The 15,995-nt window shown below is 68.1% G+C and carries 14 protein-coding genes; 4 read left to right on the top strand and 10 right to left on the bottom strand.

Annotation, left to right across the window (positions count from 1 at the left end; all coding sequences use genetic code 11):
- Positions 1–125 precede the first annotated feature (125 nt).
- The 3 genes from ACTOWL_RS21525 to ACTOWL_RS21515 all read right to left on the bottom strand — a co-directional run bounded on the left by ACTOWL_RS21525 (position 126) and on the right by ACTOWL_RS21515 (position 3,839).
- Positions 126–1,580 (bottom strand): N-acyl-D-amino-acid deacylase family protein, encoded by a 1,455-nt coding sequence (locus ACTOWL_RS21525; RefSeq protein ID WP_441323328.1) that lies wholly within the window; start codon positions 1,578–1,580, stop codon positions 126–128.
- Between the two features lie 67 nt (positions 1,581–1,647).
- Positions 1,648–2,958, bottom strand: coding sequence for an amino acid deaminase (locus tag ACTOWL_RS21520; protein ID WP_441323327.1), 1,311 nt, complete (start codon positions 2,956–2,958; stop codon positions 1,648–1,650).
- Between the two features lie 83 nt (positions 2,959–3,041).
- Positions 3,042–3,839, bottom strand: a complete 798-nt coding sequence (locus tag ACTOWL_RS21515; RefSeq protein WP_441323326.1) for an SDR family oxidoreductase — start codon at positions 3,837–3,839, stop codon at positions 3,042–3,044.
- Positions 3,840–4,073: 234 nt separating this feature from the next.
- Here ACTOWL_RS21515 and ACTOWL_RS21510 point away from each other — a divergent pair, with 234 nt between their 5' ends.
- A complete protein-coding gene (locus ACTOWL_RS21510; RefSeq protein ID WP_441323325.1) occupies positions 4,074–4,466 on the top strand; it encodes a RidA family protein in 393 nt (130 codons plus the stop codon).
- Positions 4,467–4,634: 168 nt separating this feature from the next.
- On the opposite strand, the gene ACTOWL_RS21505 is transcribed toward ACTOWL_RS21510, so the two are convergent.
- The 4 genes from ACTOWL_RS21505 to ACTOWL_RS21490 form a co-directional block, all read right to left on the bottom strand.
- Positions 4,635–5,507, bottom strand: coding sequence for a TauD/TfdA dioxygenase family protein (locus tag ACTOWL_RS21505; RefSeq protein WP_441323324.1), 873 nt, complete (start codon positions 5,505–5,507; stop codon positions 4,635–4,637).
- 74 nt (positions 5,508–5,581) lie between these two features.
- Entirely contained in the window at positions 5,582–6,415 is an 834-nt protein-coding gene (locus ACTOWL_RS21500) for an isocitrate lyase/PEP mutase family protein (RefSeq protein ID WP_441323323.1), read from the bottom strand.
- Between the two features lie 147 nt (positions 6,416–6,562).
- Entirely contained in the window at positions 6,563–7,393 is an 831-nt protein-coding gene (locus ACTOWL_RS21495; RefSeq protein ID WP_441323322.1) for an isocitrate lyase/PEP mutase family protein, read from the bottom strand.
- Between the two features lie 182 nt (positions 7,394–7,575).
- Entirely contained in the window at positions 7,576–9,132 is a 1,557-nt protein-coding gene (locus tag ACTOWL_RS21490; RefSeq protein ID WP_441323321.1) for a D-aminopeptidase, read from the bottom strand.
- A 118-nt stretch (positions 9,133–9,250) separates the two neighbouring features.
- On the opposite strand from ACTOWL_RS21490, the gene ACTOWL_RS21485 reads away from it, so the two are divergent.
- Positions 9,251–10,393, top strand: coding sequence for an alpha-hydroxy acid oxidase (locus tag ACTOWL_RS21485; RefSeq protein WP_441323320.1), 1,143 nt, complete (start codon positions 9,251–9,253; stop codon positions 10,391–10,393).
- 36 nt (positions 10,394–10,429) lie between these two features.
- On the opposite strand, the gene ACTOWL_RS21480 is transcribed toward ACTOWL_RS21485, so the two are convergent.
- Complete coding sequence (locus ACTOWL_RS21480; protein WP_441323319.1) at positions 10,430–11,554, bottom strand: class I SAM-dependent methyltransferase; 1,125 nt, start codon at positions 11,552–11,554, stop codon at positions 10,430–10,432.
- Between the two features lie 122 nt (positions 11,555–11,676).
- On the opposite strand from ACTOWL_RS21480, the gene ACTOWL_RS21475 reads away from it, so the two are divergent.
- The gene (locus ACTOWL_RS21475) at positions 11,677–11,841 is read left to right on the top strand and encodes a hypothetical protein (RefSeq protein WP_441323318.1); all 165 of its coding nucleotides are present in this window, start codon (positions 11,677–11,679) and stop codon (positions 11,839–11,841) included.
- Positions 11,842–12,020: 179 nt separating this feature from the next.
- On the opposite strand, the gene ACTOWL_RS21470 is transcribed toward ACTOWL_RS21475, so the two are convergent.
- The gene (locus tag ACTOWL_RS21470; protein WP_441323317.1) at positions 12,021–12,692 is read right to left on the bottom strand and encodes a hypothetical protein; all 672 of its coding nucleotides are present in this window, start codon (positions 12,690–12,692) and stop codon (positions 12,021–12,023) included.
- Between the two features lie 404 nt (positions 12,693–13,096).
- Between ACTOWL_RS21470 and ACTOWL_RS21465 the strand changes: the two genes are divergently transcribed.
- Positions 13,097–14,278 carry an ISNCY family transposase gene (locus tag ACTOWL_RS21465; protein WP_441323316.1) on the top strand — a complete coding sequence of 394 codons (1,182 nt, stop codon included), beginning with the start codon at positions 13,097–13,099 and terminating at the stop codon, positions 14,276–14,278.
- 320 nt (positions 14,279–14,598) lie between these two features.
- On the opposite strand, the gene ACTOWL_RS21460 is transcribed toward ACTOWL_RS21465, so the two are convergent.
- Complete coding sequence (locus ACTOWL_RS21460; RefSeq protein ID WP_441323315.1) at positions 14,599–15,822, bottom strand: MFS transporter; 1,224 nt, start codon at positions 15,820–15,822, stop codon at positions 14,599–14,601.
- Positions 15,823–15,995 lie beyond the last annotated feature (173 nt).

Raw genomic sequence — 15,995 nt, 5'->3', positions numbered from 1 at the left:
GGATAGCGCTTGGTCTTCTTTGCGATCTCGGCCATCCGGCCACGGCTCTGTTCCGTCCACATCCATAGCTTGAATCATATCCTCGCTCGCCGAGAAAGCCCCCATCCGCAATTTCCAAACGGTCTCTAAGCCCTTGCCAGCAGCCGTCCCGCCCGGTCCACCTCCGTTTCCCCGGTGCGCCAGGACAGGCGGCCGTTCACCAGCACGAAATCCAGGCCCTTAGACGGTGTCTTCGGGGCTTCGAAGGTGGCGGCGTCGGCGATGTGGGCCGGGTCGAACACCACCAGGTCGGCGGCGTGGCCCTCGCGCACCAGGCCGCGGTCGGCCAAGTTGAAGCGCATCGCCGAGAGGCCGGTCATCTTGTGCACCGCCGTCTCCAGCGGGAACAGGCCGAGGTCGCGGCTGTAATGGCCCAGCACCCGCGGGAAGGTGCCCCACAGGCGGGGGTGCGGGTGGCTGTCATGCGGCAGGCCGTCCGAGCCGATCATGGTCAGCGGGAAGGACAGGATGCGGCGGACATCGGCCTCGTCCATCTGGAAGTAGATGGCGCCGGCCGGGTGCAGCCGCACCGCCGCCTCCTTCTCGGTGCAACCCCATTCCGCGGCGATCCCGGCCAGGTCGCGGCCCGCCATCTCCGGCTGCGCCTTGGACCAGGCGACCATGATCCGGATGTCGCCGGTGACATGGTCCGGGTCCAGCACGGTCGAGCCGGCGGTGTAGGGATAGGCGTCGAGCCCGACCGGCTGACTGCGGCTGGCCGCCTCGATCACCGGCAGGGTCTCGCGGCTGCGGCCCCAATTGTGCGGCCCGGCGCATTTGTGGTGCGAGATCACCACCGGCACCTTGGCGCGGCGGGCGGTGCTGAAGCTCTCCTCCAGGGAGTCGAGCACCTTGTCGTGCTCGTCGCGCATATGGGTGGCGTAGACGCCGCCGCGGTCGGCCAGGAGTTCCGCCAGCGCCGCCACCTCGTCGGCATCCGCCGCGGCGTTGGGCTTGTAGTAGAGGCCGGTGGAGAAGCCGATGGCGCCCGCGTCCAGGCTGTCGGCCAGCAGGCGGCGCATGGCGTCGATCTCGCCCGCATTCGCCTTGCGGCCGACATCCGCCATGGTGCCGATGCGCAGCGAGGAATGGCCGATCAGCGCCGCCACATTGACGCCCGGCACCACCCGATCCAGCCGGGCGCGGTACTCGGCGAAGCTCGGGAACTCGTAGACGGCCTGGTCGCCCAGCAGGTTCAGGGGCGGCGGCGGGGCGTCCTTCAGCGTCAGCGGCGACAGGCTGATGCCGCAATTGCCGATCACCACCGTGGTGACGCCCTGGCTGATCTTCGGCAGCATGTCCGGGCCGTCGATCACCGCCCGGTCGTCATGGGTGTGCACGTCGATGAAGCCGGGCGCGACCACCCGGCCGGCGACGTCGATGCTCTGCTTCGCCCGGTCGGCGGCGATGCTGCCGGTGGGCGCCACGGCGGCGATGCGGTCGCCCAGGATGGCGACGTCGGCTTCGTGGCGCGGGGCGCCGGAGCCGTCGATCACGGTGCCGTTGCGGAGCAGCAGGTCGTAGCGCGGTTGGTCAGGCATGGGTTTTCCGTTGAACTGGGCGTCGGGCAGGACGGACGTCGACGTCAAGGGGCGAGGGGAGCGGGCATCAGAAGAACGTCCGGATGGCGCCCGAGACGCGGTAGTCGTCCTCGACCACCATCATCACCTGCCATTTGTCGAAGGTTGTGCAGGGGTGGGAGATGCCGCAGCAGACCAGGTCGCCGACCTGCGGGTCGAAGCCGTCCGGCAGCTTCAGATAGGCGTGCTGGTCGTTCATCGCATTGAGCACCGCGCCGGCCGGGATCGCCTGAGAGGCGGCGGCGCCGGCGGGGCGCCACAGGGTCGGGATCGGCAGCTCGATGTCGTAGGACACGTCGCGCTTGCCCATGGTCAGGATCGCCAGGCCCGGCTCCGGCCGCGACTGCACCATCGACCACACCTCCAGCGCCGGCGCCAGGTCGCCGTGCCGGCGCCAGTCGGCCGGGATGCGGCGGAGGATGTGCTCGAACAGCCGGGTGTACTGGCCGGAATCATGGGTCAGGTAGCAGCCGCTGCGCACCACCACCTGGGTCGGGCGCGACAGCCGCACCTCGGCAAGGTTGCGGGCGACGATGTCGTAGTAAGCCGACCCACCGGCGCTCAACAGCACCGGATCGTCGGCGAACAGCCCGGCGCGGTCGATCTCCGCCGCCAGCGCCGCCAGCTGGTCCAGGAAACCGGTGACGGCGATCTCGTCCGCCGCGGCGTCGTTGGTGATGACCAGCCCCTCATAGCCCTCGACCCCGCGCAGGGCGAGACCGGGCTCGTCGGCAGCAGCGCGGGCCACTTCCAGCGCCTCGGCGGCCGTGCGGCAGCCGGTGCGGCGGCCGACCATGCCGAGCTCGACCAGCAGGCCCGGCGGGCGCTGCGGCGGGGTCGCCCGGGCGGCCTCGGCCAGCCGGCGCACCCCGGCGACGGAATCGACCAGGCAGAACGCCTCCAGCGCCGGGTCGGCGGCCAGCGCCGCCAGCACCGAGCGCATCGCCGCGGCGTCGACCAGCTGGTTGGCGACCAGGATCCGCTTCACCCCGAAGCGACGGCACACCTCGAACTGCTGGGCGGTGGCGACGGTGATGCCCCAGGAGCCGTTGGCGAGCTGCAGGTCGAACAGCTGCGGGCTCATCGTCGTCTTGCCGTGCGGCGCCAGGGCGACGCCGGTCTCGGCCAGGATGTCGCGCATCCAGCGGGCGTTGCGCTCCAGCACCGAGCGCTTCAGCAGCGCCTGCGGCATGGGCAGGTCGCCGGACAGCGCGTTCCAGCCCTGCTCGCCGATGCTGCAGAACGGGATCGGCTTGAGATCGGGCGGCAGGCCCTTGCTGGCGCCGTCGACGGGTGAGTCGAGGATCGGGTCGAGGGCGAGCACGGCGGGGGTGAACATCACTTCGGCCTTCATTCGTAAGAAAATGTTCCGCTCGATATGCCTCCGCCATGCCCGGGCATGGCAGGGAGCGTCGACGCCTGTCAGAACTCCTCCAGCGTCAGCTCTCCGGCCATCACCCGGTTGCCGGCGGTCAGGCCGCCATCGACCGGCAGCATGGCGCCGGTGATGAAGCCGGCCAGCTCGTCCGAGGCCAGGAAGGCGACGGCCTTGGCGATGTCGCTTGGCTCGGCCACACGCTGCAGCGGGTACCATTTGCGCAGGGAGTCGAAGATCTCCGGCTTCCGGTCGATCCGCGCCTGCCAGATCGGCGTGCGCACGGTGCCGGGGCAGATCACATTGGCGCGGATGCCGAAGGGCCCGTACTCGACCGCCAGGGCGCGGGTGTAGCTGATCAGCCCGGCCTTGGCCGCGCTGTAGGCCGGGTGGCCCAGTGCCTGCAGCCCGTTGACGCTGCTGATGTTGACGATGCTGCCGCGGCGGCGGTCCTTCATGCCGTCGATCACCGCGGCGACGACGTGATAGGCGCCGTTCAGGTTCAGCTCGACATCGCCGGCCCAGGTCTCGGCCGTGGTCGTGGCCAGGCTGCCGCCGCCATTGCCGCCGCCGGCATTGTTGACCACGATGTCGACCGGGCCGGTGCGGGCGGCCGCGGCCTCGATCGCCACGCGGGTGGCGCCGGCGTCGCGCAGGTCGGCCGGCGCGGCGGCGGCCTTGGTGCCGGCTCCGGCCAGCGCGGCGACGCGCGCCTCCAGCGCCGCGGCGTCGCGATCGGACAGGATCAGCGTCGCCCCTGCCGCCGCGAAATGGTCGACGATCGCCCCGCCGATGCCGCCGAGCGCCCCGGTGACGAGAACGGTCTGGTCCGCGAAGCGCGTCATGGCTGTCTTTCCGGCAGGGAGAAGGGGCTGAAGGCCCGACGGTAGCTCAATGTCTGAAACTTACAAGACAGCCATCTCGCATGTGCGCCGCAGCATCGATGCGGAGCCGCGGTTGCCGGCAATGCGCGCTCCGGAGACGCACACTCTGCCGATCGAGATTTTCTCCCTCGTCGCCGGCCGCTATAGGATCGGGCGGCATCACCTGGCCCTCGGCGCCGTCAAATAGGAAGACCCATGAGCAAGCGCGAGCATTTCGGAACCACCGTCACCGGTGCCGGCGGGCAGAAGCTGCCCTTCTCCAAGGCCGTGCGGGCCGGCGACTATGTCTATGTCTCGGGCCAGGTGCCGTTCGACGAGAACGGCGTGGTCGTGGCCGGCGGCATCGAGATCCAGACCCACCAGACGATGAAGAACGTCCAGGCGGCGCTGGCCCTGGCCGGCTGCACGCTGGACGACGTGATCAAGGTCACCGCCTGGCTGGACGACACCCGCGACTTCGCCGCCTTCAACCGGACCTATGACAGCTACTTCACCGGCGACCGGCCCGCGCGCTCCTGCGTCCGCGCCGACATGATGATCGACTGCAAGGTCGAGATCGAGGCGATCGCGTATAAGCCGTTGGGTTGAGGCGGGTTTGGCTTAGGTCTCTATTCCATTTTTATTGTCATCCTCGGGCTTGACCCGAGGATCCAGGGGCAGCCAGAGCGGTTCGTTGTGGCCCCTGGATTGCCGGGTCAAGCCCGGCAATGACAATAGAAGGGGACGCCTCAGAAGGGGACGCCTCACGGGAAGTCCTTAAGCCCTCTGCACTGCCGGGACCGGCCGTTCGCCCCGCACCATGGTGCGGTATAGCAGCCGGTCCTGGCCGTCATAGTCGTTGACGGCGTAATGCAGGGTGCAGCGGTTGTCCCAGATCGCCAGGTCGTGCGGCTTCCAGCGCAGCCGGCAGGTGAATTCCGGCCGGATCGCATGGGCATAGAGGAAGTCGAGCAGCGGCTTGCTCTCCTCCACCGTCATGCCGGCGAAGCGCTGGGTGTAGATCGAATTGATGAACAGCGCCTTGCGGCCGGTGCCGGGATGGACGCGCACCACGGGGTGGGGGATCTCGCGGTCCGCCTCCGGCCGGTTACGCTCGATGCCGATCGACTTCGAAACCGCGACGTTGCCGGGCACGCCGCCGGTGCCGTAGGGCTTGCCGGAATGCATGGCGTCGAGCCCGTCCAGCACCGCCTTCAGCCCGTCCGACAGCGCGTCATAGGCGGCGTACATGTTGGCGAACAGAGTGTCGCCGCCATGGCTCGGCACGTGGCTGGCGTAGAGCAGGGACGCCATCGGCGGCTGGTCGAGGAAGCTGAAATCCGAATGCCAGGCGTTGCCGAAGGTGCTGACCTTGCGCTCGTCGGCCGACTTCTTCACGGCGACGATGTCCGGATGCTCGTCCATGTGCTTGATGTAGGGCGCGCGGCTGATCGTGCCGAAGCGGCGGGTCAGCGCCACCAGGTCCTCCGGCGCCAGGTCGAGCCCGTGCAGGTGGATCACCAGATGGTCGTCCAGGGCTTGGCGGATCGCGGCGAAGAGCGTGTCGTCGACCGGGCCGGCGAGATCGATGTCGGCGCCGAGCGACCCGGCCATCGGCCGGATGCGGATGGGTGAGTCGGGGCTGGTCATGGCGGCAGTATAGGCACCCGATTCGGCGGATCGGAAAGCCTGCGATGCGCATCCGCCGGACAGCCCGTCGCGTATCACGGCATCGAAGAGAACAGACGTCTCAGATCCTCATCCGGAATGGCTGTCGCGGCATAGGAGAAGCTGCCGTGGTCCCGGATCACCCGGGCTGCTCGCAGGAACGCACCGAGCGCCGCCCGTGCCAGGGAGCCGCCGACGCTGATGCGCTTCACGCCGATCTCCGTCAGCTCGGCCACGGTGAAACTCGTCTCGGTCAGGCCCGTCACCATGTTGACCGGTCGGTCGACGGCACGCACCAGCGTGGCGATCCCGTCCCGATCGGTCACGCCCGGCGCATACAGCACGTCGGCCCCGGCTTCCTGGTACGCCTGCAGTCGCCGGATCGTGTCGGCCAGATCCGGGCGGCCATACAGGAAGTTGTCGGCCCGCGCCGTCAGGACGAAGGGAAAGGGCAGGGATCGCGCCGCCTCGACCGCGGCGCGGACCCGCTCGACCGCCAAGCCGAAATCGTGGATCGGATCGTCAGCCCGGCCGGCCGCGTCCTCGATCGAGCCTCCGACCAGCCCGATCGCGGCGGCACGGCGGATGGTCTCCGCCACTGTCTCCGGCGCGGCGCCGAAGCCATCTTCGAGGTCGGCGGTGACAGGCAGGTCCGTCGCTCCGGCGATGTCCTCGGCATTGGCCAGGATTTCGTCTCTGCTCACCGCTCCGGCGCTGTCGATGCGGCCCAAGGTGAAGGCGAAACCGGCGCTGGTGGTGGCCAGCGCCTCGAAGCCGAGGCCGGCCAGCAGCCTGGCGGTCCCGGCATCCCAAGGGTTGGGGATGACGAAGGCGCCGGGGCGGGCATGCAGGCGCTGAAAAGCGGTGGCCTTGTCGAACTGGTGGAGCATGGAATCCTCCCGGTTGCCGACAATGAAATGTTCGCTTTATGTTCCATCGCGTCAAGGCATTCGCCACCGAGATTCGGTGAATCTGAGCGGCAGTGCCGCCGGCGCGAAACCGACGCCACGCACGCCCAGACCTGGGTCGGCCGGAGGTTAAGACTGGCCGAACAGGGCGTTGATCTCCTTGTGCGGCACCGCGTCGGCGGCATAGCCGAAGCTGCCCTGGTCCTTGATCTCGCGGGCGGCGCGCAGGAAGCCGCCCAGCGCGGCCCGGGCCAGCGACCCGCCGACGCTGATCCGCTTCACGCCCATCTCGCCCAGCTCAGCGACCGTGAAGCGGGCGCCGACCAGCCCCATCACCACATTGACCGGCCGGTCGACCGCGCCCACCACCGCCTCGATCTCCTCCTGCGTCGCCAGCCCAGGGGCGTAGAGCACGTCGGCGCCGGCCTCCTGGAACGCCTGCAGCCGGCGGATCGTGTCGGCCAGGTCGCGGCGGCCGTGCAAAAAATTCTCGGCCCGGGCGGTGAGAGTGAAGGGAAAGGGCAGGGACCGCGCCGCCGCGACCGCGGCCCGCACTCGCTCCACCGCCAGGTCGAGGGCGTAGATCGGGTCGTCGTCGCGGCCGGTGGCGTCCTCGATCGAGCCGCCGACCAGCCCGGCCGCGGCGGCCTGGCGGATGGTCTCCGCCGCCGCCTCGGGCGCGTCGCCGAAGCCGTTCTCAAGATCGGCCGAGACCGGCAGGCCGGTGGCCTCGACGATGGCCCGGGCATTGGCCAGGGTCTCGTCGCGGCTGACGTTCAGGGCGCCGTCGCTGCGGCCGAGGGTGAAGGCATGGCCGGCGCTGGTGGTGGCCAGCGCCTCGAAGCCGAGGCCGGCCAGCAGCCTGGCGGTGCCGGCGTCCCACGGGTTGGGAATGACGAAGATCCCCGGCCGCGCATGCCGGCGCTGGAAGGCGAGGGCCTTTTCAGTCTGGCTGGGCATGGGGTCCTCCGGATGGTGGTGGACGGTAGGTTCGTCTTTTGTTCCGGTCTGGTCAAGCGACCTGGAAAGCAACCGGTGAGGAAACACCCACTGTCATGCCAGGGCTTGACCCGGGCATCCAGAGAGAGCGTCGACACCTTCTGGATTGCCGGGTCAAGCCCGGCAATGACAGAAAATAAGGATCAGCCGACCCTGCTGTACCGCAAATGCCGGGCCAGCCAGCAGCCGAGCTCGACCTCCGCCGGCCGGCCGGTGCCGTCGCGGCGAAAGGCCAGGGTCCAGTCGCCGGGCGGGGTGTGGTCCAGCGCGCGCGGGCAGGGCAGGGTCCAGACATCCGGCCCGACCGGGTCCAGCAACTCCATCCGGCCCAGGCCGAGGAAGCCGGAGAAGCCGCCATACAGCGCGCCGCCGGCATCGACCACCTCCAGCTCGGCCTCCAGCTCGGCGCAGCGGTAGCGGCCGCTTAGGTCGGTGGCGGACTCACCGGCGCAGGGCACGAGGCGCGAGCTCTGGTTCTCCTGCGGCCGGTCCAGCCACAGCCCGTCCGCGGCCGGCCGCAGCCGGGTGCGGCCGGTGCCGGCGCAGCCGTCGGGCTGCAGCTCCAGCTTCTCCGCCGAATGGCCGAAGCGCAGCCGCACCCGGCCGTCGACCAGGTCGGCGCGCGCGCTCAGGCCGGTTTCCGGCTCCATGTAATGGCCGAGCCAGCCCGGGGCGGGCAGGTCGGCGGCCGGATTGGCGCGCTCCTCGCCCAGCACCGCGGCCAGCAGGTCCAGCGCCGCGGCATTGGCGTCGGACAGGTGGTTGAACAGGACGACGATCGAGACGCGCTCCGACGGTACATACAGGCGATGGCTGCGCCAGCCGCGCAGCGCGCCGCCATGGCCGTTGAGGGAGCGGCCGAACTCGGTCGTCCGGCCCAGGCCGAAGCCGTAGGGGGCGGCCGTACCGTTCGAGAAGCTCACCGGCGCCGACAGGCGGCTGTACAGCGCCTCCGGATCGTCGCGGGTGGAATCGATGTGGCGCTCCCAGGCGATCATGTCGTCGAGGCTGGCGCCGAGGCCGGCATCGCCGGTCCACAGCACCCGGTTCTCGGCGGCGCGGAAGCCGCCGGCCTGGGTGCCCTCATAGCCCTCGGTGCCGTCCGGCATGGCGCGGGTGTCGGCGGCGAGGAAGGCGCTGTCCATGCCGGCCGGATCGAAGATGCGGCTGCGCAGCAGCTCGGCGAAGCTACGGCCGGTGCGTGATTCGAGGATGTCGGAGAGCAGCCGGAAGTTCTGGTTGACGTAGGAGTAGCGGCTGCCCGGCGCGAAATGCAGCGTCCGGGTGGCGGCGATCACGCGCTCGGCCTCGCGGTCGCCGAAGGGCGATTCGGCCGGCGCGCCGTGCAGCATCGCCACCGCCCAATAGTCGCGCAGGCCGGACTGGTTGTGGCAGAGATGCAGCGCGCCCGGCGCCTCGCCCTCCAGCCGCGGCAGGCGGGCGCGGACATCGCCGTCCAGCACCATCGGGTCCGGGAAGGCGTCGAGCACCAGGCCGCAGGTGAACTGCTTGGTGACCGAGCACATCCGGAACAGCGACTGCGGCGTGAACGGGATGCGCCGCTCGGCATTGGCCCAGCCCCAGGCGTGGCGGGCCAGGATCTCGCCGTCGCGCAGCACGGCGGCGGCGCCGCCCGGGCCGGGGAAGCTGCGGGGAAGGGCGGCGAGGGCGCGGTCGAGGCGCGAGAGAGCGGTCGTCATGATGGCCGCCACCCTGGCGCCCCGGCCGGGATGTGTAAAGATGGCCGCGGCGGGAATTGCGGGTGACAGCCGCCTTCATGCGATTTATCAGACATAAACCCTGCCCAAGAAGAACCCGATGCCGACGATCACCAACATCCAGGACCTGCGAGCGCTGGCGGCCCGGCGCATCCCGCGCGCGATCTTCGACTATGCCGACCGCGGCTCCTATGACGAGGTGACGCTGCGGGCGAACCGGGCGGATCTGGCGGCGATCGGCCTGCGCCAGCGGGTGATGATCGACGTCGACAAGCGCTCGGTCGCGACCACGATCCTGGGCGAGGACGCGACCATGCCGCTGGCGATCGCGCCGACCGGCCTGACCGGCCTGTTCCACGGCGACGGCGAGATCCTCGGCGCCCGGGCCGCGCAGGCCTTCGGCATCCCGTTCTGCCTGTCGACCATGTCGATCTGCTCGATCGAGGATGTGCGCGGCGCGGTCCAGAAGCCGTTCTGGTTCCAGCTCTACGTCATGCGCGACCGCGGCTTCTCGCAGTCGCTGATCGAGCGGGCCAAGGCGGCGGAATGCTCGGCCCTGGTGCTGACGCTCGACCTGCAGATCCAGGGCCAGCGCCACCGCGACCTGAAGAACGGTCTGGCCGTGCCGCCGCGGCTGACGCTGGCCAACGCGCTCGACATCGCCACCAAGCCGGCCTGGGCGATGAAGGTGCTGTTCGGCAAGCGCCGCAGCTTCGGCAATCTCGAAGGCCAGGTGAAGGGGGCGGACAACCTGAAGACCCTCTCGGAATGGACCGCCAGCCAGTTCGACGCCTCGCTGAGCTGGAAGGACGTCGAATGGGTGCGCAGCATCTGGCCCGGCAAGCTGATCCTGAAGGGCGTGCTGGACGAGGATGACGCGAAGATCGCGGCCGCGACCGGCGCCGACGCCGTGGTGGTCTCCAACCATGGCGGCCGGCAGCTGGACGGCGCGCGGTCCTCGATCTCGGCCCTGCCGGGGATCGTCCAGGCGATCGGCGACAAGACCGAGATCCTGTTCGACGGCGGCGTGCAGTCCGGCCAGGACATCCTCAAGGCCGTGGCGCTCGGCGCCCGCGGCTGCCTGATGGGCAAGGCCTTCCTCTACGGCCTGGCGGCGATGGGCGAGGCGGGCGTGACCAAGACGCTGGAGATCATGCGCAAGGAGCTGGACATCAGCATGGCGCTGACCGGCACCGGCGACATCACCAAGGTCGACCGCAGCAGCCTGGTGATCCGGGGCTAGCGAAAGGGCTCTCTAGCAGAGCCCTTTTCGCCACGGTCACGGGCGTGCTTCGTAGACCAGGTTGAACGGGGTCTCGGCGACGCGGCGGAAACGGGTGAAGCCGGCCTCTTCCGCCACCCGGCGCATGCGCGCCTCGCCGGCCTGGGCGCCGAGCGCGAGCCCCACCTCCTGGGACAGCGACGCCGGCGTGCAGATCAGCGTCGATGCCGCGTAATAGATGCGACCGACCGGATTGAGGTTGTCCTCCAGCCGGTCGTTGGCGAAGGGCTCGACGATCATGCAGGTCCCGTCCGGCGCCATCGTCGAGCGCACATGGCGGAGCGCGCCGACCGGGTCGCCCATGTCGTGCAGGCAGTCGAAGAAGGCGACGAGATCGTAGGTGCCGGCCGGGATCTCCTTGGCCGAGCAGGTCTCGAACGTGACCCGCCCGGCGAGGTCGGTTCCGGCGATCGACTGCCGCGCCGCGGTGATCGACGGCTCATGATAGTCGAACCCGAAGCAGCGCGCATTCGGATGGGCTTGCGCCATCAGAATGGTGGAGACGCCGTGCCCGCAGCCGATGTCGGCGAGGCTGCCGCCGCGCGCGAGCTTGGCCGCCACGCCGTCCAGCGCCGGCAGCCACTCCTGCACCAGGTGGTGCTTGTAGGTGGTGCGGAAGAAGCGGGCGGTGCCGCAGAACAGGCAGGGGTTCTGGGCGTCCCAGCCGACGCCGTGACCGGTCCGGAAGGCCTCGCCGACCTTCGGGCCGCCATAGACCATCGCGGCGATGACGTCGCCGACGCCGGCGAGGAACACCGGGCTCTCCTCGTCTGCGAACACCGCAGCCTGTTCCGGGGGCAAGGTAAAGCGTTCGGTCGCGGCGTCGTATTCGACGTAGCCGGAGGCCGCCTGCGCGGCCAGCCATTCGCGGACGTAGCGCTCGGTCGTGCCGGTGCGCTGGGCGAGCTCGGACGACGTCGCCGGCCCTTCGGCCGCCATCGCCTTGTAGAGGCCGAGACTGTCGCCCAAGCGGATCAGTGGCGCATTCAGCGCTGCGCCGAGATCGCCGAGCATCTTGCCCATGAAGGCATTCAGCTTGTCTTGATCGATCTGCATTGCGCCCCCTTTTGGGCGACAGAGCTTCGCCTCCGCCGCCGCGGTTTGTCGTTGTGCCGCCATCATCGCGCTGATGGGCGCTCCGGTCGTCTCCCATTTGGGGGGGCGATCATGCGGGAAGGCGAGACCAGAGCATCGAGTGGCGGTTCGACGGTCTCCCAGGTTTGTGGGCCGACGGGCTCGATCCCTTGACCGGGACTGAAGGCGAACCCAACATCCGAGCGGCGATGGGCGAGGCGGGCGTGCCCAAGGCGCTGGAGATCATGCGCAAGGAGCTGGACATCAGCACGGTGCTGACCGGCACCGGCGACATCACCGAGTTCTACCACAGCAGCCTGGTGACCCAGGGCTAGCGGATGAGCGCCGGTGTTTCGGTTCCGGGGAATTCTCGGCATCGCTCCGGCATGCGCGTCGGAGCGATGCACATGAGAACCGTAGTCGTCTGTGAACGCCGCTGGTCAAGCCTGTCGGGACGCGATCGCGCAAGATCGTTGCCTCGTCCGGCGCAAGCACCAGATGCCGAGGCAATCTGCTAGTGGAACGCGCGGGCCCGGCATTCCAGCAGGAACTGCTTCCATACATTCGGCACCGTCAGGCCGCCTTGTCCAGACAGGCCGAGCTCAGCCAGGACGTTGGCGACGACAGGCCTTGTCGCGGTTCCATAGTCGCCGTCGACGCCGTCGTTCTCAGTGCCGGTATGGCCGATGTCTTTTCCGAATATGTACTTCAGCGCAGACTGGAGAAAGAAGGTCTGCGCATTCGAGGAGGTTCTGAAAGTATATGAAAAATTGAAATCCATATGGAAATGATCTTGATGGTTCGGATAGTGATAGCTCAGAATCTGCGAAAAGTAGATGAACAAGTGCGCATTGATGCCGATATAGAATTTTCGATCTGAGGGATATTCGTTCATCATGAAGCGGTCTTCATTCCAAAAGAAGCCATCCAGATCGAACGCATTGCCTTGACCATGGGCATTCATGCCGTCTCCGATCGTACCTGCCGTCAGGATCACCGTTGGGCGACCACGGCCCCACTCGGTGAAGAGGTCGTCGAAGCATGTCTCAAGGGTGTCCTTGAGCTTGTTGCGGCATTGAAAGGTGCGCAATTCCCCCTTGCTTCCATAGCTATGTGGCGACGGAAGGCGATCATAGTGGACCGGGACGCCTGCCAAATGATCGAATGAGGCTTCGGTAGCTGACATGAGATTTCTTCCTCTTGAAAAAGGTCGTTAAAATTTTGAAAAATTCTCTGCAAATCGTGATTCAGTAGATTCCGGTAGGCTATATCGTAGGAGGTACTCCGCAATATTGATCATTTCTTCATTGCGTATGCCGACAATGAATTGGTATCGGTATCACCTTGCACGGGTTTCGGAACTCCGAGGCCGGCCAAATTTTTCAACCGAAATTGTAAAGTTCAAAGAAACAAATTTAGTTATCGAGTTTTCTCAAATGGGTGCTGAGAACGCTGAATTCTACTATTTATGCCACTTCTGGTGGGGTATGGCAAGATAGCGCCGGCTGTGCTGTCGGTAACACGTGAGTTGTCCGGTTTTTGTAGCAGGTGATCTGTCCGGTTTTAGAACCGCTCCGGGGAGGAGCGGCGATGAGACGGACGGAGGTGCTACAGGGACTGCGGGTGATGAAGTTCGAGGAGATCCACGATCGCTTTCGTGCTGGCCGGCTGAGCGGGGAGGAGGCGTCGGAGTGGCTCGGGGTGTCGGAGCGAACGTTTCGCCGGTGGCGGGAGCGGTACGACGAGGCGGGAGCCGATGGGCTGCTGGACCGACGGCTCGGCAAGGTCAGCCCGCACCGGATCGGGACGGACGAGGTCGACCGGATCACGGCGCTGTACCGGGAGCGGTATGAGGGTTGGACGGTGAAGCATTTCCACGAGCGATCGGTGGAGCGGCACGGGTTGCGGGCGAGCTATGGCTGGACCAAGAGCGTGCTGCACGCCTCAGGGCTGGTCCGGCCGGCGCCGAAGCGCTCGGCGCATCGCAAGAAGCGGCCGCGCAAGCCGCTGCCGGGACTGATGCTGCACCAGGACGGCTCGCGCCATCTGTGGCTGCCGGGGCTGGAGCGCCCGATGGATCTGATCGTGACGATGGACGATGCCACGAGCCGGGTCTACTCGGCCTTCCTGGTCGAGGAGGAGGGCACCTGGTCGAGCTTCCAGGGGCTGCGGGAGGTCATTGCCGGGCATGGGCTGTTCTGCTCGTTCTACACCGACCGGGGCAGTCACTACTTCCACACGCCGAAGGCGGGCGAGCCGGTGTCGCGGACCGTTCTGACCCAGGTCGGCCGGGCGCTGAAGCAGCTCGGCATCCGTCATATCGGCGCCTACTCGCCGGAGGCGAGGGGGCGTTCGGAGCGGATGTTCGGGACGCTGCAGGATCGCCTGGTCAAGGAACTGGCCGACGCGGACATCACCACGGTCGAGGCGGCCAATCGCTTCCTCGCCGAGATCTATCTGCCTGCCCACAACCGGCGCTTCACGATCGAACCGGCCGAGCCGGGCACGGCGCTCATCCCATGGGCCGGCGGCGAACTCGGCGAGATCCTCTGCCTGCAGGAGGAGCGGGTCGTCGGCAACGACAACACTGTCGCCTTCGGCCGCCTGAAGCTCCAGATCGAGCCGAGCCCCTTGCGCCAGCACTTCGTCAGGGCGACGGTCGAGGTGCGCCGCTATGCCGACGGATCGATCGGCCTCTTCTATGGCCCGCGCTGCATCGGACGCTACCGCTCGGACGGTGCGCCGCTCGGCATTCTGACCAAGGCCGCCTGACACGCTTCCACGACGGCCGCTCTGATCCCGGGGGCATGCCCCCGGGATCAGAGCCACAACGAAGCGGACAATTGACCTGTTACGAACACCGGACAACTTGACTTGCTACCGACAGATAGCGCCGGCTGTGTCGGTGTTGACGATGTTATCGCGATGCCGAGGAACGGGCAGGCGCAATAGTTCCGATGATCGAACTCCGTGAGCCCTCACTGATGACCGATGGCGGGCGTTCTGCGGTCTCCACCAAGTGGAGAGTCAACGCGCCTCCGCCGCGCCGATCCGCGGGAGCGATGGCGCCCCGCGGACGGCGCGACGGCGCGTCAGTTCCCGCGCAGCTCCAGCTCCTTGCTGACCCGCAGCGCCGCCAGGGTGCAGACGGCGCCGGACAGCAGGTAGGCGCCGACCAGGGCCAGGCCGAACTGGCTGGCCAGGGCCAGCGCCACCAGCGGGGCGAAGCCGGCGCCGACCATCCAGGCCAGGTCCGAGGTCAGGGCCGAGGCGGTGTAGCGCTGATGGTTCGGGAAGTTCGACGCCACCGCGCCGGCCGCCTGGCCGAAGGACAGGCCGAGCAGGCCGAAGCCGAGGATGACGAAGGCCGATCGCGCCGTCGGCCCGCCGCCCAGCAGCAGCGGCGTGACGAAGCTGAAGATCGCGATCAGCACCGCGCAGGCCGCCAGCAGCGTGCGCCGGCCGGTGCGGTCGGCGATCAGCCCCGAGACGACGATCATCACCGCGCCGAGGACCGCGCCGACGAACTCGGTCATCAGGAAATTGCCGGGGTTGTGGTCGGTGTACAGCGTCACCCAGCTCAGCGGGAACACCGTCACCAGGTGGAACAGGGCGAAGGTGGCCAGCGGCACGAAGGCCCCGACCAGGATGTTGTGGCCCTGGTGCTTCAGCGTCTCGGTCACGCTCAGCGCCTCGAGATCCTTGCTCTCGTACAGCCGCTCGAACTGCTCGGTCACCACCAGGCGCAGCCGGGCGAACAGGGCCACCACGTTGATCGCGAAGGCGACGAAGAACGGGTAGCGCCAGCCCCAGTCGACGAAGTCCGGGGTCGAGAGGTTGACCAGGAAGAAGGCGAACAGCGCGCTGGCCAGCATGAAGCCGAGCGGGGCGCCGAGCTGCGGCATCATCGCGTACCAGCCGCGCCGGTTCTCCGGCGCGTTGAGCGCCAGCAGCGAGGCCAGGCCGTCCCAGGCGCCGCCCAGCGCCAGCCCCTGGCCGATGCGGCACAGCGCCAGCAGGGCGATCGCGGCGGGGCCGATATCGGCGGTGCCGGGCAGGAAGGCCATCGCCGCGGTCGAGCCGCCGAGCAGGAACATCGCCACGGTCAGCTTGACGCTGCGGCCGTGGCGCCGGTCGATCTCCATGAACAGGACCGACCCGAACGGGCGGGCGACGAAGGCCAGGGCGAAGACGGCGAAGGAGTAGAGCATCGCGTCCAGCGGCGTCGCCTGCGGGAAGAAGAACCGCGGGAACACGAGCACCGAGGCGATGGCGTAGACGAAGAAGTCGAAGAATTCCGCGGTCCGGCCGATCACGACGCCGATCGCGATCTCGCCGGGGGGGACACCTGCGCGGTGCCGTGGCGCGGCGGTCGGGGACCCGAGTTCTCGACTGACGATGGCCATAAAGGTTCCTCCTGGGGGCTGGGCCGGGCCGAGATGCCGCTTTCTTTTTTTTGAGTATGGCTCAGGATTTCGGTGCGTCAAAT

This window comes from Inquilinus sp. CA228 (assembly GCF_052078665.1).
GTDB lineage: Bacteria > Pseudomonadota > Alphaproteobacteria > DSM-16000 > Inquilinaceae > Inquilinus.
This window is presented reverse-complemented; position numbering and strand designations above follow the sequence as displayed.